This window comes from Burkholderia sp. 9775_39 (assembly GCF_015712225.1).
GTDB classification, from domain to species: Bacteria; Pseudomonadota; Gammaproteobacteria; order Burkholderiales; family Burkholderiaceae; genus Burkholderia; species Burkholderia cenocepacia.
Genome location: NZ_JACCQC010000040.1, coordinates 12,629 through 38,660, shown reverse-complemented (window position 1 = coordinate 38,660; position 26,032 = coordinate 12,629). Strand labels below are relative to the sequence as shown.

General features: G+C 58.7%; 19 protein-coding genes. All 19 read left to right on the top strand.

Annotated elements, in window-relative coordinates; genetic code table 11:
* Positions 1-47: 47 nt before the first annotated feature.
* The 19 genes from H0X90_RS32760 (at position 48) to H0X90_RS32670 (ending at position 25,984) form a co-directional block, all read left to right on the top strand.
* Positions 48-1,220 carry a polysaccharide biosynthesis/export family protein gene (locus tag H0X90_RS32760; protein ID WP_077189970.1) on the top strand — a complete coding sequence of 391 codons (1,173 nt, stop codon included), beginning with the start codon at positions 48-50 and terminating at the stop codon, positions 1,218-1,220.
* Between the two features lie 80 nt (positions 1,221-1,300).
* The gene (locus H0X90_RS32755) at positions 1,301-2,572 is read left to right on the top strand and encodes a glycosyltransferase family 1 protein (protein WP_230463878.1); all 1,272 of its coding nucleotides are present in this window, start codon (positions 1,301-1,303) and stop codon (positions 2,570-2,572) included.
* A 228-nt stretch (positions 2,573-2,800) separates the two neighbouring features.
* The gene (locus H0X90_RS32750; RefSeq protein WP_196438382.1) at positions 2,801-4,267 is read left to right on the top strand and encodes a glycosyltransferase family 4 protein; all 1,467 of its coding nucleotides are present in this window, start codon (positions 2,801-2,803) and stop codon (positions 4,265-4,267) included.
* A gap of 102 nt (positions 4,268-4,369) precedes the next feature.
* On the top strand, positions 4,370-5,023 hold the full coding sequence (locus H0X90_RS36280) for a tetratricopeptide repeat protein (RefSeq protein ID WP_196438381.1): 654 nt from the start codon (positions 4,370-4,372) through the stop codon (positions 5,021-5,023).
* 101 nt (positions 5,024-5,124) lie between these two features.
* Complete coding sequence (locus tag H0X90_RS32740) at positions 5,125-6,171, top strand: hypothetical protein (protein ID WP_125345840.1); 1,047 nt, start codon at positions 5,125-5,127, stop codon at positions 6,169-6,171.
* 17 nt (positions 6,172-6,188) lie between these two features.
* Positions 6,189-6,953 carry a glycosyltransferase family 2 protein gene (locus H0X90_RS32735; protein WP_077189967.1) on the top strand — a complete coding sequence of 255 codons (765 nt, stop codon included), beginning with the start codon at positions 6,189-6,191 and terminating at the stop codon, positions 6,951-6,953.
* A complete protein-coding gene (locus H0X90_RS32730; RefSeq protein ID WP_077189966.1) occupies positions 6,950-7,573 on the top strand; it encodes a phosphodiesterase in 624 nt (207 codons plus the stop codon). Before H0X90_RS32735 ends, H0X90_RS32730 begins: the two co-directional genes overlap by 4 nt.
* On the top strand, positions 7,570-8,202 hold the full coding sequence (locus H0X90_RS32725) for an HAD family phosphatase (RefSeq protein WP_060207054.1): 633 nt from the start codon (positions 7,570-7,572) through the stop codon (positions 8,200-8,202). The genes H0X90_RS32730 and H0X90_RS32725 overlap by 4 nt, the downstream gene beginning before the upstream one ends.
* Positions 8,203-8,213: 11 nt before the next feature.
* Positions 8,214-8,945 (top strand): glycosyltransferase family 2 protein, encoded by a 732-nt coding sequence (locus tag H0X90_RS32720; protein ID WP_077189965.1) that lies wholly within the window; start codon positions 8,214-8,216, stop codon positions 8,943-8,945.
* Positions 8,945-9,271, top strand: coding sequence for a cupin domain-containing protein (locus H0X90_RS32715; RefSeq protein WP_227745457.1), 327 nt, complete (start codon positions 8,945-8,947; stop codon positions 9,269-9,271). The genes H0X90_RS32720 and H0X90_RS32715 overlap by 1 nt, the downstream gene beginning before the upstream one ends.
* 205 nt (positions 9,272-9,476) lie before the next feature.
* Positions 9,477-10,754: a hypothetical protein gene (locus tag H0X90_RS32710; protein ID WP_077189964.1), complete on the top strand. Its 1,278-nt coding sequence runs from the start codon at positions 9,477-9,479 to the stop codon at positions 10,752-10,754.
* Between the two features lie 324 nt (positions 10,755-11,078).
* A complete protein-coding gene (locus H0X90_RS32705; protein ID WP_102898747.1) occupies positions 11,079-12,239 on the top strand; it encodes a hypothetical protein in 1,161 nt (386 codons plus the stop codon).
* 3 nt (positions 12,240-12,242) lie between these two features.
* On the top strand, positions 12,243-13,043 hold the full coding sequence (locus tag H0X90_RS32700; protein WP_060207060.1) for an ABC transporter permease: 801 nt from the start codon (positions 12,243-12,245) through the stop codon (positions 13,041-13,043).
* Positions 13,040-13,687 carry an ABC transporter ATP-binding protein gene (locus tag H0X90_RS32695; protein ID WP_077189962.1) on the top strand — a complete coding sequence of 216 codons (648 nt, stop codon included), beginning with the start codon at positions 13,040-13,042 and terminating at the stop codon, positions 13,685-13,687. Before H0X90_RS32700 ends, H0X90_RS32695 begins: the two co-directional genes overlap by 4 nt.
* Positions 13,688-13,913: 226 nt before the next feature.
* Positions 13,914-15,119 carry a capsule biosynthesis protein gene (locus H0X90_RS32690; RefSeq protein ID WP_077189961.1) on the top strand — a complete coding sequence of 402 codons (1,206 nt, stop codon included), beginning with the start codon at positions 13,914-13,916 and terminating at the stop codon, positions 15,117-15,119.
* Positions 15,112-15,903, top strand: coding sequence for an SDR family oxidoreductase (locus H0X90_RS32685; protein ID WP_077189960.1), 792 nt, complete (start codon positions 15,112-15,114; stop codon positions 15,901-15,903). Before H0X90_RS32690 ends, H0X90_RS32685 begins: the two co-directional genes overlap by 8 nt.
* Before the next feature lie 20 nt (positions 15,904-15,923).
* A complete protein-coding gene (locus tag H0X90_RS32680) occupies positions 15,924-17,429 on the top strand; it encodes an LTA synthase family protein (RefSeq protein ID WP_077189959.1) in 1,506 nt (501 codons plus the stop codon).
* 3 nt (positions 17,430-17,432) lie between these two features.
* Positions 17,433-25,070: a type I polyketide synthase gene (locus tag H0X90_RS32675; RefSeq protein ID WP_077189958.1), complete on the top strand. Its 7,638-nt coding sequence runs from the start codon at positions 17,433-17,435 to the stop codon at positions 25,068-25,070.
* Entirely contained in the window at positions 25,067-25,984 is a 918-nt protein-coding gene (locus H0X90_RS32670; protein WP_077189957.1) for a UDP-3-O-acyl N-acetylglycosamine deacetylase, read from the top strand. Before H0X90_RS32675 ends, H0X90_RS32670 begins: the two co-directional genes overlap by 4 nt.
* The last annotated feature ends 48 nt before the right edge of the window (positions 25,985-26,032 follow it).

Below are 26,032 nucleotides of genomic sequence, written 5' to 3'. Positions count from 1 at the left end.
TGCGACAATCTCCGCCGCCTTTTGAGTAACCGGATCGTAAAGAGAAAATGTCGAAGTCAAACTGCCGTACGTGGACTGCTTTAGTTGCTTGTGCTGCGATTGGGTTGAGCGCTTGTAAGGCTGTCCCTACTTCGGGGCCTAGCGCCTCGCAGATCAACGATGCATCTCGGCAGGCGAATCCTGGGGGAATCCAGATCGTTGACGTAACCGATTCGGTTGCGCGGACACTGTACGCAGAACGCAGCAGCACCGACTTCTCAAAGGTGTTGGGGGACGATTCCACGTTCCGCCAGCAACTCGGCATCGGCGACAGTGTCGAGGTATCGATCTGGGAGGCGCCGCCGGCGACCCTGTTCGGTGGTGGATCATCCGAAACGGCGTTGACGGGCGTTCCATCCGGCTCGCGGGTCACAACGTTGCCGACACAGATAGTTGATGGTGACGGACATATCAACGTCCCGTTCGTCGGCGCGATGCGTGCCGCCGGCCGAACGCCCAGTCAGCTGCAGGCCGATATCGTCGGACGCCTGAAGCGGATTGCGCATGATCCGCAAGTGCTCGTCCGTCTTGCTCGAAACGAAACATCCTACGTGACCGTCGTTGGCGATGTGGCAAGTAGCACGAGGATGCAGCTGAGTGCGCGTGGCGAGCGTCTGCTTGACGCATTGGCGTCGGCGGGGGGCGTACGGCAGCCCGTCAACAAGATCACGCTGCAAGTCACGCGGGGAGAGACGGTGGCTTCTCTGCCGCTCGAAACCGTCATTCGAAATCCGCGTGAAAACGTTCCGCTGCGCGCCGGCGATGTCGTGACCGCGCTGTATCAGCCCTATAGCTTCACCGCGCTCGGTGCGACGGGAAAAAACGAGGAGGTCAACTTCGAGGCGCAAGGGATCACCCTGGCTCAAGCGTTGGCCCGGTCGGGCGGGTTGCAGGATTCTCGCTCGGATGCGCAGGGTGTCTTCGTCTTCCGTCTCGAAAAAAACGATGCATTGAAGTGGCCTAGTCAACCGGTCATGACGACTGCTGACGGAAAGGTGCCGGTGATTTACCGGGTGAATTTGCGAGACCCTAATTCGTTCTTCGTTTCACAGAGTTTCATGATGGACAACAAGGACGTGCTTTACGTCTCCAATGCGCCGATCACCGAAATTCAAAAAGTGTTGAATCTGGTTTTCTCGGTGATCTATCCGGTGGTGACTGGGGTTCAGACGTTTAAGTAACACGGGCTGTTAAATCCACTGATGTAGGGCTTGAAAATATGAAGGATGTAAGTCGTATCATTGCTTTGGATGGACATAATTTGGCCCTGCCCAAAGGTACCGGAGTGGCGACCTACGCAAAAAGCCTCGCGGAAGTTATTCGTGGAATGGGCTGGAATGCGTGGACGCTGTACGGTGCCCCGATTCCGGCGAGCCAGAATACAATGATGCGGGAAATTGCATTCTTTGATTTTCTCGGTGGTGCGAAAAAGAAGCAGGGCTTTCTGGGGAAAATCGGCAAGGAGTTAGGAGAGCTGCTGGGCTCTCCGTTCGGATATACGGCATCGGAGATCGAACAGTCGGGAGTCGTTGAAACAAGGCGGTTCGATGCGCGACTGCCCAACGGCGCGCGGATATTCAACGTGAACGATCTGTTCCTGGTCGCCCGCAAGTATTTCAAACTTCATGGTCGGTTCCTAAACGTCAAGTTCGAGAGTCAGCCCGACATCATGCACTGGACTTATCCGCTGCCGGTGCGTGCCGTGGGCATTCCGAATATCTATACGATTCACGATCTGGTGCCGCTGCGGCTGCCGTATACAACGCTCGATAACAAGCGTTACTATCACCGATTGATAAAGACCTGCATCGACAGTGGCGAGCATATTTGCACGGTTTCGGAGAAATCGAAAGAGGATATAAAAAATTTATTCTCGATTTCCGATCAAAAACTGACGAATACGTATCAGTCAGTCGATATGGGGCCGCTGGCGAATGCTCGCGCGATCTCCGAGGCGGAAGCGGAGGTCGAGGGGGTATACGGGCTTCGACCGTACGAGTATTTTCTATTCTTCGGGGCGATAGAGCCCAAAAAAAATGTCGGCAGATTGATCGAGGCGTACCTTTCGTCCAAAGTCAATGCCAAGCTGGTGATCGTTGGTTCTGCTGCATGGAAGTCGCGGGAGGAAATGAAGCTGTTCCATAGTCTCGTGAAAAGCGATTCCGAGGCTGCCCGTAATATTAAGATGTTTGATTACGCTCCGCGCTCGTTTTTAACCAGCTTGATCAGGTGTTCGAAGGCCGTGGTCTTCCCGTCGCTATATGAAGGATTCGGCCTGCCAGTGCTGGAGGCCATGCAATTGGGCGTGCCGACGTTGACTTCAAGCGAAGGGTCGTTACCCGAGATATCCGGGGGGGCTAGCTTGACCGTCGATCCATACGATATTTCGAGTATCGCAAAAGGCTTGTGCCTCCTCGATCAGGACGCCACGATCCGGTCCGAACTGGGCTCGGCTGGCCTGATTCAGGCGAAGACGTTCAGCAGCGAAATATATCGTACGAGACTCGCATCGATGTATGCGAGTCTGATTTAGGTTCGGCCACGCGATGACGAGTCTCTATGCATATGGAGGCGGAGGGAAGGATGGTTGCCGCTGCGGTTGAGCTGAATAAGGTGGCATATCACCGGGCGCGAAGAGGGTAATTGAATTGCGCCGAAGTGGTTTCGATGTTTGATAATCAGATCGTTTCATGATGGTGCGTTGTAGTCGAGAATACCGGGGTGATCTGTTTTGTTTGAAATTAATATACTTTGAGGCGAAATGAAGCAGATTATTTTGGTCGTTGAAGGCTTGTTTGAAAAAAGCGATTCGATCGGGTTCGATTGCGTGTATCAATATCGCCTAATGAAGGCGGCACTTCCCGCGAATATCGATATTACGGTCTATGCGTCGAATTTTGATGCCAATTTGTATCCCGATGTCAAGATTCGAAAGGTCGACGAGCTGTACGAGCAAGAATTCGATAAAAATACTTGCCTGATTTATCATTTTTGCGATGGCTGGGAGGCATTCGAGAAATGGCTGCCAAGTTTCGGTGGTGTACTCATTACACGCTGGCACAACAATACGCCGCCATGGTTCTTCGCGAAATACTCGCGCCGGTCAGTCGAGAGAACGATCCGGGGATTTCGGTCGATTCTCAATCTTCTCAAAATTCCCGGGAATTCGATCGCGTGTAATTCGGATTTTTCAATCCGGCAACTCGAGGTGCTTGGCGGGCGTCGTGACGATTGCTGCATCGTCTATCCGGCGTCCCGATTTCTCGATTCGCGCAGCGACAGTGTTGTGGTCCCCAGTGCTGTGAACGCAAATCGAGTGGATCTTCTGTTTGTCGGGCGACTGGTTCCGCACAAGGGGCACCGTCATATTATTCTGAGCGCTGCGGCGCTCAAGCAAAAAGTGAATGCCGACATTCATGTTCACTTGCCAGGGCGCCCTGATCGGTCCGCGATCAATTACAGCAAGGAGTTGAACGAACTTGCAGCACGACATGCGATCAATCTGCATGTCGGAGGCGAAATCAGCCAGGAAGATCTCGAGCATCTATATCGCACGGCGACCGCATTTGTCTGCATGTCCGAGCACGAGGGTTTCGGTCTCCCGGTATTCGAGGCAATGCAATCCGGACTACCCGTGATTGCGTGGGCCGGAACCGCGCTTGAAGAAATGATCGGCGATCATCCGCTTGCCGTCGATGTTATCGATTATGACGTAATTGCGAATAATATCGTTAAAATTCTGAATCTGGCGGGTCGATCGGAAATTGTCAGCTGGCAGAACGAGAATGTTCTCGGCTATTACGATAAAGAGATAGTAAAAAAGCAGTTGCTGTCGTCGATTGCGGATTTTCTGAGTGGAAGCGATTCACGACCAAGGAGTAACCGTATTAACCTGAATTTTGATGTGCCACGAGAAATCGTCGGCAACTATCTGACGCTGCATGATTTGGTTACGTATGAGACCTTGCTCGAAGACGGCCTTGCCAATCTGTCGGTGCCGTCGGCGCCAGTCCAGTCGAACGGGGATGGAGAGCACACGGCAAAACTTCTGCTTGCGCCGACCCGGTTCATCATTCCGGATTCGGCAAAACTCGATGAACAGTCCAAATCGGCAACTTTCCAGCTGAAAGGTAACGATCCAGATTCGCGTGAAGAGTACTTCATATTCGGCCCGTACATCCGGCTTCCGGTCGGTTTTTATACGGCGGAATTTTTTATAAAAATTTAGCCTCAAAAGTATGTAGGAAAAAAAATTACATGCGATGCGGCTTCGAACGGGACGAAGGTCGCCAGCGTAAGCGTGCCGGTTAAAAAGCTCTTGGAGTCGAGAGTGGTTTCTCTCGATTTTTATGTTGCTGATTCAACCGAGCTGGTTGAGTTGCGTGTGAGGTGTGCAGTCGATGCGAACGCAACTTTGGCATTCTCCGGGGTCGCGCTTTCTCGAGTTGAAAAGGTTAACTTGTTCGGTACAAGTGGCCATGCGGCAACCAGAACAAACGCGTGGAACGGCTCGACGATTGGGCTGGGCAAGCGTGCTTCGCTGTTCGCGAAGAAGGCGGCATTTGCATTGGCCGCAACCATTACGCGAAACAAGAAGATAAACCCAATGTGGCATTTCGTTCGTGGCGACAGGGCCCGGGATCAACGTAATTGGTCAGAGTGTGTCGACTCCTATCGAACCGGGCTCGGAATCGACGCATCGCGCGCAGATATCTGGGTTCAACTGGGGCACGCGTACAAGGAGCTCGGGAAATATGAAGAAAGTCAGCACGCTTACGCGGTGGCACTACAGTTCAAGCACAACGATGCCGATATCCATCTGAATGTCGGCCACTTGATGAAATTGCAGCATGACAAGGCATCGGCCGCGATTCACTACCTGTCTGCCGTGCAGAAGGACGCGACAGCGCTCGATGCGGTTAGGGAGTTGATGGAACTGGGGTTCAGTCTGGACGAAATCGCACAGAAGATTCGTCCAAGCTAGGAATTTCAAGCTCAGGGACGATGGCGACGTGACAGTATGCGATTTTATATAGACTGGTCGGTTGTGAGATATTGAAGTGTTTTGTTATTGCGGAGTGATTCATGGATAGGGAAGCATCGCCAGAAACATGGGCCGTCATAACCGGTGTCGTACGCGATGTGGAATTTCTCGTCGGCAGGCTGTGTCTGTTCGCAAAAATGAAGTCGGAAGGGGTGTTGCATCAAGTTGTATTTTCGACTTGGCTGGGGGCCTTGAATGATTACCCCGAAATCCGTCATATGTTGGTGGATTTTGGATTTCTTTTGGTGGAATCCGCGGAGCCGAGGGTGGTCTGCCGCGGGCATTTTTTCCACCAGATGGTGTCGTTGGATGCCGCGCTGTCGATGTGCCCGGCGAATGCGTTTGTGCTGCGTTCGCGTACTGATAAATGCGGCGAAGAATGCGGAATATTCGATGCGGACATCGAGCATCTGCTGAGGGAGCAGAAGTACATTCAGCCCGTGGCTGATGATATTGGTATTTTCGAATATCGAGTCGGAATTATGGGTAATCATATCGATGGCTCCCGTAATGGACCGGTGCTGTTTTTCTGGAATGATCGGTTTTATATCGGATTGAATCGTGATCTGAGGAAGATGATCGATTGGTCTATTTTGAATTTCGATCTGAGAAAGGTTATACCCGAACAAGTATTTTTTGCGCATGCATTCGAAGATTTCTGGCCTGTAATCAAACTGTTTTTCGGGAAGATCAACCAACAGGAATCGATCGACAAAATTCTGTGGGCACGTCTGCCAAATGAGGTTAACCAGAGTCTCGCCGAAAATCTGATTCGCTATCCTGTATTTCGTTCTGCCGTTGTCGCAGAATGGGATATCATTTCGCGGTACTTTTTTTCGCTACCTGACGCGCGTCCGTTCGAGTTCAACCGCTACTTCCGTGGATTTGATGTCATTGCCGCTGGTGGCGAGCGGTTGCCGCTTAGAGAGCGCATGGCCGAGCCATCGCGATTGGAGGAAGATGCGATACGGCTTGAACAATATCTACATCATGAATTTGATGTCGGGCCGGTCGGCTCGACGATAGAGAGACGAGATGAATTAAATTCGCGTAGATATATTCCGACTATTAATATATCTATTAAGTGATCATGAATGGAGTTGCTATGATTAATATCGTTGTTCCGATGGCGGGTCTTGGTAGTCGTTTTGCAAAGGCGGGTTATGCAAAACCCAAGCCGCTGATCGAAGTGCATGGCATCCCCATGATGCAACTCGTCATCGAAAATCTCCGCCCGAAGAAGTTCGATCATCGATTTATCTTCATTGTTCAACGGACGCATGTTGAGGAATATCAGGTTGATGAACTGCTGAAGAAATGGGCTGGTCCGAAAACGGTAGTAATTCAACTGGACGGCTTGACCGATGGGGCGGCCCGCACGGTCCTCGCTTCCGAAGCGGTTATCAATTCAAATGACCCGCTGATGATTGCAAATTGCGATCAGTATGTCGATATCGACATCGACCAGTATCTGGAGTTCGCCCACTCGGTCGATCTGGACGGCGCGATCATGACAATGAAAGCAGACGATCCGAAGTGGTCGTTTGCGCGATTGAATGAACATGGATTTGTCGATCTTGTTGTCGAAAAAGAAGTAATTTCCAATGAAGCAACCGTCGGCATTTACAATTTTCGGTCGGGCGCAGATTTTGTACGGGGCGCCAATTTGATGATTGCCCGGAAATTCACTGTAAACGATGAATATTATGTGGCTCCGGTTTATAATGATTTGATTGCGCTCGGGGCAAAAATTAAAATATTTGATATTGGGTCTGAAGGAAGTGGCATGTACGGATTGGGAATTCCCGCAGATCTTGAGAAATTCATTAACCTCGAGCTATCCAGGACCGCGACCCAGGGGATCCAATGAAGATCATTAGTCATCGGGGTTTTTGGCTTGAGCGCGAGGAGAAAAATACGCTCGCTGCATTCAATCGGTCTTTCGATCAATCGTTTGGTACGGAAACCGATGTTCGTGATCTAAACGGAGCGCTTGTTATTTCTCACGACCCGCCAAAAGGCGGTGAGATGTTGCTATCGGAATTTCTCGAATTGCTGGCTGGACGGGATCTGACGCTTGCAATCAATATCAAGGCTGACGGCCTGGCAAAAGGCGTGGTAGACGCCTTTAAAACCTGCGGACTGAAAAACTGGTTTGTTTTCGATATGTCGGTGCCGGACATGCGAAGCTACCTTGCGGAAGGCGTTCCTGTCTACGCCCGTCTTAGCGAGGTCGAGCAAACACCGTCCTTCGCCGACGCCGTGCAGGGTATATGGCTCGACGGTTTTGACGGAGTGTGGTATACGCCTGAGGTTATTGAGCACTATCTGGCGGCCGGCAAGGACATCTGCATCGTGTCGTCGGAATTGCACGGTCGAGATCCGGCAAGGCAGTGGGAAATGCTGAAAACTCTGAAAAACTCAGAGCGAGTAACGTTGTGTACTGATTTTCCCGATAGGGCGCGAAAATATTTCGGAGATGTGTCGTGATCAAAGGTGTTATTTTTGATATGGATGGCGTGCTGATCGAGGCTAAGGATTGGCACTATGAAGCATTGAATCGCGCCCTGGCTTTGTTTGGTTACGAAATTAGCAGGTACGCTCATCTTACGGTTTACGACGGTCTGCCGACTAAAAAGAAACTCGAGATGCTTTCTCGAGAAACCAATTTGCCGGTTGGTTTGCATTCATTCATCAATGAAATGAAGCAGATTTACACCATGGAAATGGTGCACACCAAGTGCAAGCCGCTCTTTGTGCATGAGTACGCACTGGCAGCACTTAAAGCAAAAGGCTACAAGTTGGCAGTCGCATCGAATTCGATTGCCCAGACTGTTGATGTTATGATGAAAAAGGCGAGCCTGGATATCTATCTCGATCAAATCCTGTCGGCTACGGATGTAACCCTACCCAAACCAAATCCAGAAATCTACATCACTGCCATCCAGCGCCTTGGTCTGAAAAACTCCGAATGCCTAGTCGTTGAAGATAACGAGAATGGTCTGAAAGCCGCTCGCGATGCCGGCGCGCATGTGTTGCAGGTGAGCGAGGTATCTGAAGTCAACCTTCAGAACATCGAAAATCGTATCCGAGAGATTGAAGCAGCGGAAGCGCTGTAGGAGAGGTCGTAATGAATATCGTTATTCTCGCAGCGGGCATGACAAATTTCGCAGGCAGCGGCGACGCCTATCCACTCTGCCTTACAGAGATCGGTGGACGTCCGTTGATTGAGCATCAATTCAACGCGTGCTCGGGTATCGAGGATGTCAGATTTATCGTCGCGTTACGCGCGAGCGATGTTAGCAAATTCCATATCGACAACGTCATTTCGTTGCTTTCGGAAACAGCGGCCGTCGTCAAGGTTCCCGCCGAGACCAAGGGCGCAGCGTGTACCGCGCTCCTCGCCGTCGGGCAAATCGATAACGAAGATGAGTTGCTGATTCTGAACGGTAACGAGGTGCTGGATATCCCATTTGACGAAGTCGTCGGCAGTTTCCGGGAACGTAATCTGGACGCCGGTGTTGTGACTTTTCCGTCCGTTCATCCGCGTTATTCCTATGTTCGCATCGATGCCGACGGTCGGGTTACCGAAGCGACCGAGAAGAACCCTATTAGCCGAAACGCGACGGTTGGTTTCTATTGGTTCGCCAAGGGGGCTGATTTCGTCTCGGCCGCGAAAAAGATGATAACCAAGGGCGGCGATGTCGATGGGTTTTATTACATTGCTCCCACGTTGAATGAATTGGTACTGTCGCAAAAGAATATCGGCATCTATCAAATCGCTGCAAATAAGTATCATCCGATAAAAAACGAGCGGCAATTGGATGAATTCGATACCTTTGTTACTGCTTCTGGAGAGTAATGGTGGAAAATCATCGCTTGGATTCGATGGTAAAGGGTTGGTTTGTTGGCGATTTCGTGCCTACCGCATATAAGACTCGTGATTGCGAAGTTGCAGTCAAAACGTATAAGGCGGGGGATAAAGAGGGTGCGCACTATCATAAGTTGGCGGCGGAGATTACGGTCATTTTGTCCGGAGAAGTTTTGATGAGTGGCAAAAAATGGGGCGCAGGTGACATCGTTGTGCTGAATCCTGGAGAGGTGACTGATTTCGAAGCACTTAGCGACGTCGTTAGTGTTGTTGTAAAAACTCCCGGTGCTGTCAACGATAAATATGTAGTTGATTAGACGTCTTTGTGACGCGGTTTGGAATCGCTTTCGATATCGAATTTGCGTGCAATGATTCGCAAATAGAGCTGGCGGTGTGCTCGACCTTCAAGATTGAGCATCGAGCCAGATATCGTTTTGTGTCGTCGATGCGCGCGAATATTGGTGAGGCTGTATCTGTGATGCGAGGTGCATATTCATCCTTGCCAGTGACGAGGGAGTTTTTATGAAGTTCGATGTGGTTGTCTCCGGCCAAATTAGAAATAGAAAGATTTTCGAAAATCTTCTTTCCCAGATTGTTGAGTGCAAGGAAAATTTCGGGAGAATTATATTTTCTTCGTGGTCGGATCAATTGGATCTCGCCAAGGAAATAATTGGGGAACTCGGGCTTGATATTGACATGAAATATAGCGACTGCGGCTATATGCTCCCGATCCCGGCAAACGCAAACAGAAATTTCATCAGTTTTTTTGCGCAATTCCAGCAGATTTCGGCCGCTGCTGACTATGTGACCTCGAAATCGGGGCACGTAATAAGGTTGCGGGCGGATTTCGACGTTGCCGGAAAGCTGGTGCAATTTGTTCGCGGATTGGCCGAAGCTTTTGCGAAGAACCAGACCAAGAAAAGCCTGCTTCTGGGGGGGCGTGGAGTTCCGTTCTTCTTTGAAGATCGAATTCTGGTGCTGTCTGTTGCACATTATCGAGCGCTGGCAAGCATGAGTCTCGCAAAGCTATTTTCGTACGATAGACATAACCTATTTCCTGAGCTCATATTCTTCACTGCGATGATTGGTGTGGATCGCGAGCATATCGCTCATGATTTTCGCTATCGTGAGGATGTACTGGGTCTTGGTAAATATACCCGATACGATGTTGCGACATTCGGAAACGCATTCAACGATTATGTCGACAAATATTTGCGTCTGGTATTTGACAAATTCGTTTTCCTTAAGGACTTGCTGGAGCGATCCGGACGCTTGGATATCTATACAGATCTCCTAGATGGTTTCTTGCCGCAACATCAATACGCGTATAGCGAAGCCGAGTATCGGTCGCTGTGGGCGAAGGAGAAGGCGAGCTATGCACAGGCCGCAAGCCTGTTTGGTCAGCGCTCCGGGGAGCCGAAGCTTTCTCGTCGAGATGTTGTTCGACAAAAAACGGATTATGAGGAGCTGCAACGAAATTACTGGAGCGGAGATTCGTCTGCGGTGGTTTCGTGCTACGAAAGATCGAGCTTTCCTATTTTCAAGACCGATGCGGCTGCTTTTTACTCGGCGAGCCTATTCTGTTTGGGGCGCGTCGAAGAGGCGGCGCCTATTTTCGCTGAATTGATGGAGCTCGAATGCAAAAATTACGAGTATCTGTTCTATTTCGCACGGCATGCGCGAAATATCAATGACAAGAATTTAGGGGCGCTCATTTTGAGTTACGTGCAAAAGCATTTTCCGGATGATCGTCGTATTTCGTCTGAGTATCGGGATTGGTTGACGGAAAATGTTGCCTAGTCGCCTTGGGTGCTGCAGATTGTCGCGTGCATCAAAGATTTGGATGTTCGGTTTCGCAGGAGCATGGTGAGGGGGAGCGTCGATCGTTCTGCTGGCCGCTGACAGCCGGCGGCGAGTGATGCCGTGGCCCGCCTAGCGGATTGATGAGGCGGCTACACTTGCAGGTTGGATCAAAAAGAGGTGCTCAGCCTGCATTGAACGCAGTATTGAAAGAGTCGGTTTGAAAGAATTGCGGCTCACATTCGGATGTGCATCAGACAGTCGAAATGGTGCATGACGCGAATTCAGTCGGATTTTGATCGCGAAAGGTTATGTGCTGAGGTAATGATTTTGGAAAATATTTCGAGTAATCCGGTTGATGGGCGACGAGTGTCGGCGAGTCAGAATTTTCTGCGCCGGGTGAAAGGCATCAATCGACTGTTCGCCATCACGGTGCTTGCACCCACAATTGTCGCGACCCTTTATTACAGTGTGATCGCATCGGACGTTTACGTTTCTGAATCGCGCTTCGTTGTTCGCAGTGCTGCACAGAAACCCCAATTAAGTGTCGTCGGAGCACTCTTGTCGGGAGGGGGGTTCTCACGGGCCACGGATGATACCTATCCCGTGATTGATTATATTCAATCACGGGATGCCCTGCGCGAATTGAATGAAAATAACTATATATACGATAATTATTCGAAGCAAGGTGATTTCGTCAGCCGATTTCACACCAGTTTTGACGATAGCTTCGAATCGCTCTGGAAGTATTACGGGAAAAACGTCGTCAACGTAATGTCCGACCCGACCTCGGGGATCACCACGCTCCGGACACGCGCTTATACTTCGACCGATGCCGAAAAGATCAACTCGAAGCTGCTGCATTTGAGTGAGCGATTGATCAACCGCATGAACGATCGCGCCGCGAAGGATACGGTGCAGTTCGCCCAGCGTCAGGTCGCCGATGCCGCGCAGAATGCGAAGGCAGCAGCAGCAGCAGTAGCCGCCTATCGCAATTCCCACTCGTTGTTTGACCCCGATCGGCAGTCGGCGCTGCGCTTGCAGCAAGTGACGGCGTTGCAGGCGCAGTTATTCAGCGCGCAAACCCAGCTCTCCCAGCTGCTTTCGATCTCGCCGCAGAACCCGCAGATCCCGGCTCTCAAGACCACTATTCAATCGATACAGAAGCAGATCGACGTTGCCACGGGCGCGGTTGCTGGCACGAAGGATTCGCTGTCGCAGAAGGCTAGCGATTACGAGCGGCTGCAACTGGATTCGCAGTTCGCCGACAAGCAGCTGGCTTCGGCTATGGCAGCTTTGGAGAACGCGCGCGGCGAGGCGGAGCGCAAGCAGCTTTATCTGGAAGAATTGATCGAACCGAATACGCCGGATATCGCGATCGAACCGCAACGTATTCGTGGAATTGCCACGGTCTTCGCCCTTGGGCTGGTTTGCTGGGGTTGTTTGAGTCTTTTGCTTGCAAGCATTCGCGAGCACAGGAATTAAGTAATGGTGGCGAATACGCGTGATTCCCTGTTGAGTTCCTTCAGAATTCAGATGCGTATCCTGCACGCACTTTTAATGCGGGAAATCATCACTCGATACGGACGCCACAATATCGGCTTCGCATGGCTGTTTGCGGAGCCAATGCTATTCACGATCGGCGTGACGGCGCTGTGGCATATTCTGCACGTCGGCGGTGCGAGTCATTCGATCAACGTGACAGCTTTTGCGATCACAAGCTATCCCACGGTGCTGATCTGGCGAAGCACGATCGGCCGCTGTGCTCTGGCGATCGAACCGAACCAGTCGTTGTTGGCTCACCGGAACGTGAGACCGATCGACTTTTTTTGGTCGCGCATCATCCTGGAACTGTCCGGCATCACGATGGCTGTCGTCGTGATGTTGAGCGGTGCGGTGGCGCTGGATTTGATACCCGCACCGGCAGACATACTGACGATGATGTGGGGTTGGCTGCTGCTGTGCTGGTATGCAACGGCAATGGGTTTGGTCATCGGTGGATTGACCGAATTCAGTGAACTGGTTGAACGGCTTTGGCATCCCATCTCGTATTTCCAGTTGCCGGTCTCCGGGGCGTTTGCGATGGCTGCATGGCTTCCGGAAAACCTTCGAAACCTGGTGCTGCTGTTTCCGGTGGCGGATGCTGTGGAAATTTACCGGTACGGATATTTTGGTGACAGCATCACCCCGTATTACAACACGGAATATACAGTCGTCTGCTGCTTGCTGTTGACGTGGCTGGGTTTGTTTATTGTTCGGTCGGCATCAATGAGGCTCGAGGCAAAATGATTTCGCTGGATAACGTCAACAAGTTTTATCAGACTCGTAGCGGTCGACGACAGGTGTTGAAGGATATTTCTTTTTCGATTGCCCGCGGCGAGAGAATAGGAATTCTTGGGAAAAATGGCGCGGGGAAATCAACGCTGATCCGCATGATAAGCGGCACCGATCTGCCGACGAGCGGTGTAATAGATCGCCGTATGTCCGTGTCCTGGCCGCTCGCTTTTTCCGGCGGTTTCCAAGGGAGTTTGACTGGTTTCGACAATGCGCGATTCATTTGCAGGGTTTACGACGCCGACATGAAGCAGGTGTTGCCATTCGTGGAGGAGTTCGCGGATCTCGGGACGTACATGAAGGAGCCGGTGAAGAAATATTCATCGGGCATGCTCGCACGTTTGGCATTCGCATTATCGATGGCCATTGAATTTGATTGCTTCCTGATAGATGAAGTGATCGCCGTTGGGGATCGCGATTTTCAGATTAGGTGCCATCGTGAGTTATTTGAAAAGCGATCTGATCGGGCAATGATTATCGTATCGCATGATGCTCACATGATTCGAGAGCATTGCAATCGAGCTTCGGTGTTGAGGGATGGTGTTTTGCACCATTTCTCGTCGATCGATTCAGCTTACGATTTTTACGAAAATAATTGATCCTGGCTGATGTTAAAATGCGCCACGGTGGGTGCGGGCATTTCTTAACCTGGCTTTAGGTTTGGCTGCCAAAGGGCATATCGATGCTTGATTGGGGCTTCTGAGCTACCAGAGTTTTGTTGCAAAAAAGTGTCAAAGCGTTCCGGCAGCGTCGCGCGAGCGATCTACAGTCGGCAGTTTGAGATTCGGGAACCTGCGTTTCCCGTCCTACAATGATTCGTCCCGTATGCGTCGTTCTTTCCTTGCCTTACAGGGCACGGCATCCCCTTTTTTCGGTCGTTTGGCCGCTGCGCTTGTCGAACGGCACCACGCCGTTAAGCGTGTGAATTTTTGTGGTGGTGATTTCGTTTACCGCGGGCAAGGAGATGCGCTGGACTACCAAGGCAGGTGCGAAGAACTGCCGTCCTGGTATACGGATGTTCTCAGTGGCGGTGCTTTTACGGATATTTTGATGTTTGGCGATTGCCGGGAGATTCATCGCCCGGTTCACGCGATCGCCGCGTCTCGAGGGGTTGCCGTTCACGTGTTTGAAGAGGGCTACGTGCGTCCTCACTGGTTGACGCTCGAGCGATCCGGCGTGAACGGGCGCTCGTCTTTGCCGCGCGATCCCGAATGGTACCGAGCGGAGCGTGCGGCCACACCTGCGGCGCCTCCCGCGCTGACCACCGGCTACAACTTGTTCGAGCGGGCGTTTCACGACATCCGGTATCGTCACGCCAACATGCTGTACTCAAGGCGCTACCCGCACTACCGGAGTCATCGCCCGCGAAATGGTCTGGTCGAGTACGCCGGACTTGCGACGCGTGCGTTGCAGCGCGGTCGGTTTGAGGCTGCGGCCGAGTCGGTGATTCGGAAACTGGTCGCGTCGCGGCAGCCATATTTTGTTTTCCCGTTGCAGCTGAATTCCGATGCGCAGATTGTGGTCTATTCGCCGTTCGATGGCATCCGCGAGGCGATAAATCGCGTGATGACATCGTTCGCGCAATACGCTCCGTCCGCGGCACGACTTGTCATCAAAAATCATCCGTTGGATACCGGGCTGATCGACTATCGACGTGCGGTATTCGAACTGGCACGAGAACTAGGCATCGGCGATAGGCTGGATTTTATCAATGGGGGCCATTTGCCGACCCTGCTGGAAAACGCGGCCGGGGTTGTCGTGGTGAATAGCACGGTCGGCCTATCGGCGATTCATCATCAGCGCCCATTGGCGACGCTTGGCACGGCGATCTATGATCTGCCGGGTATGACGTGGCAGGATGGGTTGGATACCTTCTGGCAATCGGACATGAGTCCTGACATGGATCTCTACCGGGCATTTCTCGACTACGTGATTCACCACACCCAGATCAACGGCGACTTCTACACGCGTACCGGCATCGAGATGGCGGTGCGCGGCGCAGTCGAACGCTTGGAACGCACGGATGCGTAACGCAGCGCCGACCTGTATCGTCATCACCGGCGCCAGCGCTGGTCTCGGCCGCGCGCTGGCATTGGCTTACGCGCGCCCGGGCATCGTGCTGGGACTGATCGGCCGCAACGCAGTCGAAATCAACGCAACTGCCGCTGCTTGCGCGGCGCGCGGCGCGACGATCGAAATCGGTCGGCTTGACGTTCGCATCGCCACCGCGACGGCCGACTGGCTCGTCGATTTCGACACCCGCCATCCGATCGACTTGGTGATTGCGAACGCTGGTGTCGCCAGCACGATTTCATCGGCCTCCGACTGGGAAGACCTGACTCGCACGACGACCGTCGTGGATACCAATTTCTACGGTGCGATGCACACCGTGCTGCCCGTGGTCGAGCGCATGCGTTCTCGCAAGCGCGGCCGCGTCGCAATGGTCAGCTCGATCGCCGCCTTGCGCGGCATGGCGATTTCCCCCGCGTACTGCGCAAGCAAGGCCGCCATCAAGGCGTACGGCGATTCGGTTCGCCCGTTGCTTGCGCGCGACAACGTTGGTATCACGGTCATCCTGCCGGGTTTCGTGAAATCGGCCATGAGCGACGTATTTCCCGGTGACAAGCCATTCATCTGGACTGCGGAAAGGGCGGCTGCGTACATTCGTACGCACCTCGACGCGGGCCGCTCGGAGATCGCATTCCCCGGTACGCTGGCGTTCGGCATGCGCGTGCTGCCGTTGTTGCCGGCCGCGCTCGCGGACTGGATTCTCGGTCGTCTGTCGTATTTGCCTCGTGAGGATGCCAGCAATTGAGCGGTTTTCCTGCGTCGACCATGGTCGCGGCGATTGCGGTGTCGTTCGTCCTCGACGGTATCGCCAAGCCGCGCGCCCCGTGGCGGAGGCCGTTGGCGTCGCTGGCGATTCACATTCTTGCGGTAGCCTTCATCGCAGATCTCGTATTCGCGGCCACCGGCCGGCCGATTGTTTCGGTGGTGGCGGCGGTGGCACTGGTTGGCCTCGTAGCGGCGGTCAGCAATGCGAAGTACGAATCGTTGCGTGAGCCTTTCGTTTTTACCGACCTGAGTTTGTTTAGCCAGTTGTTCTCGCATCCCCGTCTGTATCTGCCGTTCCTGAGCGTCGGTAAGGTCGTCTCGATCGGCGCGGGAATCGTGCTCGTGATTGCCGGCGTCGTTGCCGAGCGGCCGGCGTTGCCGTACTCGCGTCCGGTTGTTCTGCTGGTTGCGCTCGCGTTATTCGCAAGTGCGGTGGCAGTCGCCGCATGTCTGCCGCTGACGCTTGATCCGAACGCCGATCAGCGCCGTCACGGCTTTTTCCCGATGTTCGTCGCTTATCTGCTGAACGGAATGCGCCCGGCGACGTTTTCGCATTTCAACCGTGCCGTCGAGCGAGGGCCGTACGTCGCTGGTTACACGAAACCGGGGGCGGACGTGATTGTGATCCAGAGTGAATCGTTTTTCGACATCCGTCGTATTGGCGATATGATCGAGCCCGATCTCTATGCGCGTTTCGATCAGGCGCAGCGCGAATCGATGTTCTACGGGCAGATGACGGTGCCGGCTTGGGGAGCGAATACGATGCGTACCGAGTTCGCGGTGCTGACGGGCGTGCAGTCTGACGCGCTAGGCTACGCGCGCTTCTATCCGTATGCATTCGTCAGGCGGGCGTGCGCGTCACTGTGCCGATGGTTTGAGCGCGGAGGTTATGAAACGCTTGCAATTCACCCGTACTATGCGGATTTCTTCGGGCGCAACCGCGTATTTCCCTTGCTTGGATTCGAGCAATTTCTCGACATTGAATACTTTGCGACGGCGCCCCGCTTCGGCGCGTACGTTTCCGATGGAGCTGTGACGGATGCGATTATCGCAGCGCTTGATGCGCCGCGTGACCACCCGCGTTTCATCTTCGCGATGACGATGGAAAACCACGGCCCGCTGCACCTCGAGCAGGTTTTGCCTGGTGAATCGTCTTCGAGGCATACTCTTGGCGAAGACGCCTCTTGGCGCGACTTGACGGCATATTTACGGCACATTGAAAACGCAGACGCAATGATCGGGCGCCTGCTTGATCATTTGCGCAGCAGCGATCGTGAAACAGTCGTTTGCTTTTACGGCGACCACGTTCCAGCTCTACCGCACGTATTCGATAAACTGGGCGTTTCTCCCCAAACCAGCGACTACTTCATTTGGCGAAATTACGGCACAGATACTCCCGAATGCCGGAATTTGGCAGCCGAAGAGCTTGGGGCGGCGCTGCTGCATGTGGTACAAGATGACGGAAATCGCGCGGAACAGCCGCACGCATCCGAGAAAGCGACATAAAAGATGAACAGTAAGATTGCAATAATTGGGATGGCTTGTCGGTTTCCCGGGGGCGCGAACAATCTTGGCGACTTCTGGCAACTGCTGCGCGACGAACGCGACGCAGTGACCGAAATCCCCGCCGACCGCTTCGGTACCGATTTCTACCAGCACCCGTCCAAACGCGAACCGGGCAAGAGCTACACGTTCGCGGCCGGCGTGCTCGACAACGTCGCCGGCTTCGACGCCGCGTTCTTCGGCATTTCTCCGCGCGAAGCGGCCCAGATGGACCCCCAGCAGCGCCTGCTGCTCGAACTCGCATGGGAAGCGTTCGAGGACGCGGGCGTGCGCCCGGCCGACATGCGCGGCAGCAACTGCGGCGTCTTCGTCGGCGCCGCCAGCATGGATTACGGCAACCGCAACATGGACGATCTGAACGTGATCGATCCGTATTCGGCGACCGGCAACACCCTGAGTATCGCGTCGAACCGCGTGTCCTACCTGTTCGACCTGCGCGGCCCGAGCATGTCCGTCGATACGGCCTGCTCGTCGTCGCTCGTCGCCCTCCATCAAGCCGTCAAGGCGCTGCAGTCCGGTGAAGCCGACGTGGCGCTCGCGGGCGGCGTCAACCTGTTGCTGCATCCGTTCGGCTTCGTCAGCTTCTCCAAGGCGTCGATGCTGTCGCCGCGCGGTCGTTGCCGCGCATTCGACGCGACCGGCGACGGCTACGTGCGCTCGGAAGGCGGCGCATTCGTGCTGCTCAAGCCGCTCGATCGCGCGCTGGCCGACGGCGACACGATCCACGCAGTGATCGCCGGTTCCGGCGTGAACTCGGTCGGCCACTCGCCGGGCGGGATCAGCGTGCCGGGCGCGGCCGCGCAGGCGTCGCTGCTGCGCAGCGTGTACGCGCGCGCCGGCATCGATCCGCAGTCGCTCGCCTATCTCGAGGCGCACGGCACCGGTACGGCAGTGGGAGACCCGATCGAGGCACGCGCGCTGATCGACGTCGTGTCGGGCGAGCGCCCGGCCGATCGTCCGCTGCTGATCGGGTCGGTGAAGACCAACATCGGGCATCTCGAGACGGCGTCCGGCATGGCCGGTCTGCTGAAGGCCGTGCTGTGCCTGAAGCATCGCGCGGTGCCGCGCTCGCTGCACTTCGTCACGCCCAATCCCGGGATCGATTTCGACGGCGGCCGTCTGCGTGTCGTCGATCGCTACATGCCGCTCGACGCGGGTGGCGCACCGCTGACGGTCGGCGTCAACTCGTTCGGCTTCGGTGGAACGAACGCCCACGTCGTACTGACCGAGGCGCCGGTCGCAAACGACGTGCCGACGGCAGCGCCCGAGCCGGCTCATGCACAACCGTCGCCGCTCGTCCTGACCGCTCGCAGCGCGAATGCGCTCGCGGCACTCGCAGGCCGCTATCTGGCCGTGCTCGAGAACGGCGGCGACTGGCAGGCGCTGGCCGCCGCGGCCGCCCGTCGTCGCCAGTGGCTCGAACATCGCGCGATCGTCGCGCCGGTCGATGCAACCGAAGGCCGCGTGGCGCTGGCGGCACTGGCCCAGCCGGCACAGGAAGGGCTGCCGGCCTGCGTGGCAACCGGCCAGGCGCCCGCGGACGCGCTGCGTACCGCACTCGTGTTCTCGGGCAATGGTTGCCAGTGGGTCGGGATGGGCAACGAACTCTATGCGGAGAACGCGGTTTTCCGTGCGGCGCTCGACGAAGTCGACGCGCTGTGGTGCGAGGACGGCAGCCCGTCGCTCGTCGACGTGATGCGCGGCGGCCCGGGCGCGGAATGGCTGGCCGGCGCGGGCGCCGAATGGCTCGCCGCGACGGAGAACGCGCAGCCGCTGCTGTTCGCGATCCAGGTCGGCATGATTCGTGTGATCGACGCGCGCGGCATGCGCTACGACGCGGCGATCGGCCACAGCGTCGGCGAAATTGCAGCGGCGTGGGTGACGGGTGCGCTGTCGCTCGCCGACGCGGTGCGCGTGATCAAGATCCGCAGCCGCGCCCAGGCGATGACGCGCGGCAGCGGCCGGATGGCGGCCGTCGGCATCGGCGAGGCGGCCGCGCGCGAGCTGATCGCGCGCCACGGACTGGTGCGCCGGGTCGAGGTGGCCGGCATCAACAGCCCCGACGCGGTGACGCTCGCGGGCGAGCTGCAGGGCTTGCAGGCGCTGGAGGCGGCGCTGCGCGGCAGCGGCAAGTTCTTCCAGATGCTCGATCTCGACTATGCGTTCCACAGCAGCCACATGGATCGCATCGAGCCGGTCGTGCTCGCCGAACTGGCCAGCCTGCGGCCGCAACCGGGCAACGGCACGTTCGTATCGACCGTGACCGGCGGCGCGCTCGCGGGCAACGAACTGGATGCGCGCTACTGGTGGCGCAATATCCGCGAGCCCGTGCGCTTCGGCGACGGCATCGCGCACCTGATCGAGCAGGGTGTCCGGCTGTTCGTCGAAGTGTCGCCGCATTCGATCCTGCGCACCTACGTGAAGCAGGCGTTGACGGCCGCCGGCGTGACCGGCGCGGTGCTGCCGACGCTCAAGCGCGACCACGGCAGCGCGGCGACGTTGCGGCAGGCGATTCTCGCGGCGATCGCGCACGGCGCGAACGTCGATCCCGACCGCTTCGCGCCCGGCGCGGCGCGCGCGGCGTTGCCGTCGTATCCGTGGCAGCGCGACCGCTTCTGGCTGACGCCGACCGTCGAAGGCTATGGTCTCGTCAATCGCCGCCGCGAGCATCCGCTGCTCGGCTATCGGCTGCACGAACACGCGTTCGGCTGGGAAAACCAGCTCGATCCGGCGAAGCTGCCGATGCTGGCCGATCACGTCGTCGACGGCGGCGTGGCATTCCCGGGCGCCGGTTATGTGGAAATGGCGCTTGCCGCGGCGCGCACCTTCTTCGATACGCCGGATGCGGCGCTCGAAAACGTCGAGATCCGCACGCCGGTCGTGTTCCAGCCGCAGCAGGCGAAGCTGTTCCGGCTCGTGATCGAGCCGCGCACCGCGACGTTTACGATCGAGACGCGCGACCGGATGTCCGACGGCGCATGGACGCTGAACGTGACGGGGCGGATGCTCGAAAGCGGTAACGCGCTCGGCGCCGCGAGCGTCGTGCCGGCCGCGACGCTCGAGCACCTGCTCGCGCTGCCGGCTGCCGACGGCGACACGCTGTATGCGAATACGGCGGCGATCGGCCTCGGCTACGGGCCGGCGTTCCGCTGGGTGCGCACCGTGCGGGTCGCCGCGGACGAGGACGCCGCGCTGGCCGAGGTCGCCGCGCCGGCCGAGTGCGGCGATGCGCGGGCGCTGTCCGCCTATCTGCTGCATCCGGCGCTGATGGACAGCGGTTTTCATCCGCTGTTCGCATTGCTGGCGGCGCATGCACGCGATGGCGAGCACCCGGCCTACGTGCCGGTGCAGATCGGCCGGGTCGACTACCTGCGCGGCGACACGGTCGCCCGCGTGCTCGCGCGGATCGATCGGCGTAGCCCGCATTCGATCGTCGCGCAGTTCGAATTCCTCGATGCGCAGGGCGCGATCGTCGCGCGGCTCGGTGGCTGCCGGTTCCGGCGCGTGGACCTCGTCGGCCGCCGCCAGAACCTGCCTTCGCGTTTCGTCTACCGCCTCGAAGAGATGCCGTTGCCGACCGACGTCGATGCGGCCGCGTTGCCGGCGCCCGACACGTTGCTCGCACAAGCGGTCGCGCGCGTCGATGCCGCGGGGCTCGACGGCCGTCGGACGCAGCATTTGACCGAGATCCTGCCGCTGCTCGACGTGCTGGCAAGCCTGTACGTGCTCCGTGCGTTCGATGCGCTCGGCGTGTTCGCAGGCACGTGGCAGCCCGCACCGGAGCGGGCGGCGCTGGCCGCGCGTCTGGCGGACATGCTGGTCGAGGACGGTCTTGCCGTGCGTGACGGCGCGCGTCTCGTTCGCGACGACGCGGCGTGCGCGGCGCTGCCGCCGCTCGACGACCTGTGGCGCGGGCTGCTGGCCGAATCGCCGGGGCACGTGGCCGAGCTGACGCTGCTTGCCCATTGCGGCGCGGCGTTGCCCGACGTGCTGAGCGGCGCGAAGGACGATGCACGCTGGCTGTCGCCGACCGGTCACAGCCTGGTCGAACAGTTGCTTGCCGCATCGCCGACCTGGCAGCACGTGCATGCGCTGCTGGCGGCCGGTGTCGAGCAGGCGGTCGACGCGTGGCAACCGGCGCGCCGGCTGCGGGTGCTCGAATTGGGCGCGACGGACGGCGACGTGCTGCAGACGCTCGGCATGCATCTCGCCGCCGCGCGCTGCGATCACACGATCGCCGCGACGGCCAGCCAATTGGCCGGGTTCGATACGGATGAGCAAGCCGCGGTGCGTACGGTCGCGCTGCAGCCGGGCGAACGGCTGTCGCTGTCCGCCGACGATGCCGGGCCTTATGACCTGATCGTCGCGAACCGCGCGCTGAGCGGGCGGCATGATCTGGCCGATGCACTGAATGCGATGCGCTCGTGGCTCGCGCCGGGCGGATTGCTGCTGCTGGCGGAGTCGCGTCGCGGCCGTTTCTCCGACATCGTGTTCGCCCCGCAGGCGGTATTGACGGAAGCCGACGAAGCCGCCCCGCTGGCGCCGACCGATCTCGAGGCGGCGCTCGCTCGCGCGGGCTTTGCCGACGTCGTGCGGCATGTCGAGCAGGCGCTGGATCTGGACGGCACGCCGACGTTCGTCATCGCGCGCAACCCGGCGAGCACCTCGGCCACGCAGCGCGGCAGCGACGCGAGTGATCTCGATACGCTCGCCCGCAGCGAACAATGGCTCGTGATGCACGCCCCGGCCGAGGCCGGCGGTTTCGGCGGGAAACTGGCCGATGCGCTCGCGCACGCCGGCTATCCGGCCGACATCGTCGACTTCACGCACGCAGCCGATGCGATCGCGTCGTTGCCGGTCGGGCAGCCCGCGCATGTCGTGTTTTGCGCACCGGAAACGCCGCTTGCCGATACGACGACCGGAGACGTCCTGATGGCGGCGCTGCGTCACGGCGTGATCGCGCTGGCGGCGCTGGTGCGCGCGCTCGGTGCGCAGCCGAACGCCGCCACGCGGCTGACCGTCGTCACGCGCGGCGGCGCGCCGTTCGCCGGCGCCGCGAACGCGCATCCGGAACAGGCGACGCTGTGGGGCCTCGGTCGCGTGCTGGCGAACGAGCATCCCGAACTCGCGTGCCGCCTGATCGACGTCGACCCCGCAGCGAACGGGATTCCCGATGCGCTGATTCGCGAGCTGACCGGTGCGGCGGTCGAGGAAGAAGTCGTGCTGAGCGCGCACGGGCGGCTGGTGCCGCGCATGCTGACGGCCGCACAGGCCGCGGCGCGCAGCGACGGCGCGATTGCACGCGCGTCGGTGCTGGCATTCGACGCACCGGGCTCGTTGCGCAATCTCGAATGGTTCGCGTTGCCGGAAAGCGCGCTGGGCGACGACGAGGTGGAGATCGAGCCGGTGGCCACCGGCCTGAATTTCCGCGACGTGATGTATGCGATGGGGCTCCTGTCCGATGAGGCGGTCGAGACCGGCTTCGCGGGCGCGACGATCGGCATGGAATTGTCGGGCCGCGTCGTCCGGGTGGGCAGGGCAGTGACGAAGTTCGCACCGGGCGATGCGGTGCTCGGCTTTGCGCCGGCGTCGTTCGCGACGCGTGTCAGGACGCGCGCGCAGGCCATCGCGGCGAAACCCGAACGCCTGTCGTTCGAGGAAGCGGCGACCGTGCCGACGACGTTCTTCACCGCGTACTACGCACTCGTCGAACTCGCGCGGCTGCGCCGCGGCGAGCGCGTGCTCGTGCACGGCGGCGCGGGCGGCGTCGGGATCGCCGCGATCCAGTTGGCGCGCCACTTCGGCGCGGAAGTGTTCGCGACGGCCGGTAGCGACGAGAAGCGCGAGTTCGTGCGCCTGCTCGGCGCCGATCACGTGCTCGATTCGCGCAGCCTGGCGTTCGCGGACGAGATTCGCGCGATGACGGGCGGCGAGGGCATCGACATCGTGCTGAATTCGCTCGCCGGCGAGGCGATGGTGCGCAGCATCGATACGCTGCGTCCATTCGGCCGTTTCCTCGAACTCGGCAAGCGCGATTTCTACGAAAACAGCCATATCGGGCTGCGGCCGTTCCGCAACAACATCAGCTATTTCGGCATCGACGCCGACCAGTTGATGGGTGCGTTGCCGGAGCTGACCGCGCGGCTGTTCGGCGAAGTGATGGCGCTGTTCTCGGCAGGCGTGCTGCATCCGTTGCCGTATCGCGCGTTCCCGGCCGAGCGGGCCGAGGATGCGTTCCGCTACATGCAGCAGGCGCGCCAGATCGGCAAGGTGCTCGTGACCTATCCGGCCGGCACGCCCGCGCCGACGCGCGGCGTCGCGCGCGCGGAGTCGTTCGCGCTCGATCCGCATGGTGCTTACCTGGTGGTCGGCGGCACGGGTGGCCTCGGCTTCGCGAGCGCACGCTGGATGGTCGAGCATGGCGCACGCCGGCTGACGCTCGCGAGCCGCTCCGGCGAACTCACTGTCGCGGCGCGCGCCGAGGTGGCGCGCTGGCACGCGTCGCTCGGCGTCACCGTCGACGTCGTGTCGTGCGATGTGACCGATGCCGCGGCGGTCGACGCGATGATCGCCGCGATCGCCCGGCGCGCCCATCCGCTGAAGGGCGTGCTGCATTCCGCGATGTCGATCGACGACGGCCTCGTGCGCAATCTCGACGACGCGCGGATGGCCGCGGTGCTCGCGCCGAAGGTGGCGGGCGCGTGGAACCTGCATCGCGCGACGCGCGGGCTGCCGCTCGACCTGTTCGTCGTCTATTCGTCGGCGACCACCTATCTCGGCAATCCGGGGCAATCGAACTACGTCGCGGCCAATACCTTCCTCGAGGCGCTGGTCGAACATCGCCGCGCGGCAGGCTTGCCCGGCACGTTCATGGCGTGGGGGCCGCTAGAGGATGTCGGCTTCCTCGCACGCCACGCCGATACGCGCGAAGCGTTGCAGTCGCGGATCGGCGGTGCGTCGATTACGTCCGACGAGGCGATGGCCGCGCTCGAGCGCGTGCTGGTGGCGGGTGCGGCCGGCGAAGCGGTGGTGCGGCTCGACTGGCACGCGGTGGCGCGCGGAATGCCGGCCGCGAAGGCGCGCCGGTACGCGCTGCTGCAATCGCAGGCGAAGGGCGGCGATGCGCGCGACGGCGGCACGCAACTGCGTGAAGAAGTGCTCGCGTTGCCGCGCGACGAAGCGATCGCGCTGGTGGCGCGAACGCTGCAGGCGCAGATCGCGCGGATTCTGCACATGACGCCCGATCGCATCGCGCTCGACAAGTCGGTGCTCGACATGGGCATGGATTCGCTGATGGGGATGGAGCTCGGCCTCGCGGTCGAGGAGGCGTTCGAGGTCAAGCTGTCGGTGATGGCGATCGCGGAAGGGGCGTCGGTGACGACGCTGGCTGGCCGCATCGTCGATTCGATCGGCGCGTCGGCCGATGCCGGCTGCGATGTCGCGTCGGCGGCCGATGCCGCGCAGGAGGCCGTCGCGGCACTCGCCGCGAAGCATGCGATCGACGGCGAAGCGCGCGCGATGCTCGATGCGCAGCCGGCGCCGGTTGCCGAGCAGGTATCGCCGTCGCTGGAGGTGGCGCGGTGAGCGCGCCGACCGGCTGGGCGACGCGGCAGGGCACGCTGGCGCGCCCGCTGACCATCGACGGGCACGGTTTGCATACGGGGCGCCGGGTCGGCGTGCGGATTCTGCCTGCGCATCCGGAAGACGGCGTGACGGGCATCGTGTTCCGTCGGGTCGAGCACGGGCGCACGCTCGCGACGCTGCCGGTCGACCCCGCGCTGCGCCGCGCGCAGCCGCTCTGCACGATGCTGCGCAATGCCGATGGCATCGGCGTGCGCACGATCGAGCACCTGCTCGCGTCGCTGCTCGCGTGCGAGATCGATCACGCGATCGTCGAGCTCGACGCGGAAGAGGTGCCGATTCTCGACGGCAGCGCCACGCCGTGGGTGGACGCGATCCGCGCGTGCGGCCGCGTCGCGCTCGATGCGCCGAAACGCTTCATCCGCGTGCTGCGGCCGCTCGTCGTCACGGACGGCGACGGCGACCAGCGGCGCGAGATGCGGATCGAGCCGGCGCCGCGTTATGAACTGAGCGTGCGCAACGACCTGCGCGGTTTCGGCGACATGCACTGGGACGGCGCGCTGACGCCGGCCGCGTTTGCGACCGACATCGCGCCGTCGCGCTCGTACGGGCGCGTGAAGTGGGCCGTGCCCGCGATCGTCGCCGGCTATCTTCGTGGTGTGCCGATCCTGCGCGGCGCGCGGCCGTCGTGCACCGCGTCGATCGTCGGCAACCGCGTGCTGGGCGGGATGCGGCTGCCGGAGGAATTCGTGCGGCACCGCGTGCTCGACCTGGTCGGCGATCTCGCGCTGGCCGGTGCGCCGCTGCTCGCGCGCGTGAGCGCGCTGCGGCCGAGCCACGAGATGAATTTCCGGCTGGTCGATGCGCTATTGGCCGCGCCCGATGCATGGCAGTGGGCCGAGTTTTCCGACGCGTGACACCACGCTTTTTAAAAATACGCGGCGTAACATAGCGGCTTTTCGAGA

What these genes read in the sequence shown, in the direction of transcription:
- H0X90_RS32760 (WP_077189970.1), top strand. Translation starts at nt 48, where the DNA reads ATGTCGAAGTCAAACTGCCGTACGTGGACTGCTTTAGTTGCTTGTGCT.
- H0X90_RS32750 (WP_196438382.1), top strand. Translation starts at nt 2,801, where the DNA reads ATGAAGCAGATTATTTTGGTCGTTGAAGGCTTGTTTGAAAAAAGCGAT.
- H0X90_RS32740 (WP_125345840.1), top strand. Translation starts at nt 5,125, where the DNA reads ATGGATAGGGAAGCATCGCCAGAAACATGGGCCGTCATAACCGGTGTC.
- H0X90_RS32735 (WP_077189967.1), top strand. Translation starts at nt 6,189, where the DNA reads ATGATTAATATCGTTGTTCCGATGGCGGGTCTTGGTAGTCGTTTTGCA.
- H0X90_RS32730 (WP_077189966.1), top strand. Translation starts at nt 6,950, where the DNA reads ATGAAGATCATTAGTCATCGGGGTTTTTGGCTTGAGCGCGAGGAGAAA.
- H0X90_RS32720 (WP_077189965.1), top strand. Translation starts at nt 8,214, where the DNA reads ATGAATATCGTTATTCTCGCAGCGGGCATGACAAATTTCGCAGGCAGC.
- H0X90_RS32715 (WP_227745457.1), top strand. Translation starts at nt 8,945, where the DNA reads ATGGTGGAAAATCATCGCTTGGATTCGATGGTAAAGGGTTGGTTTGTT.
- H0X90_RS32710 (WP_077189964.1), top strand. Translation starts at nt 9,477, where the DNA reads ATGAAGTTCGATGTGGTTGTCTCCGGCCAAATTAGAAATAGAAAGATT.
- H0X90_RS32705 (WP_102898747.1), top strand. Translation starts at nt 11,079, where the DNA reads ATGATTTTGGAAAATATTTCGAGTAATCCGGTTGATGGGCGACGAGTG.
- H0X90_RS32700 (WP_060207060.1), top strand. Translation starts at nt 12,243, where the DNA reads ATGGTGGCGAATACGCGTGATTCCCTGTTGAGTTCCTTCAGAATTCAG.
- H0X90_RS32695 (WP_077189962.1), top strand. Translation starts at nt 13,040, where the DNA reads ATGATTTCGCTGGATAACGTCAACAAGTTTTATCAGACTCGTAGCGGT.
- H0X90_RS32690 (WP_077189961.1), top strand. Translation starts at nt 13,914, where the DNA reads ATGCGTCGTTCTTTCCTTGCCTTACAGGGCACGGCATCCCCTTTTTTC.
- H0X90_RS32685 (WP_077189960.1), top strand. Translation starts at nt 15,112, where the DNA reads ATGCGTAACGCAGCGCCGACCTGTATCGTCATCACCGGCGCCAGCGCT.
- H0X90_RS32680 (WP_077189959.1), top strand. Translation starts at nt 15,924, where the DNA reads ATGGTCGCGGCGATTGCGGTGTCGTTCGTCCTCGACGGTATCGCCAAG.
- H0X90_RS32675 (WP_077189958.1), top strand. Translation starts at nt 17,433, where the DNA reads ATGAACAGTAAGATTGCAATAATTGGGATGGCTTGTCGGTTTCCCGGG.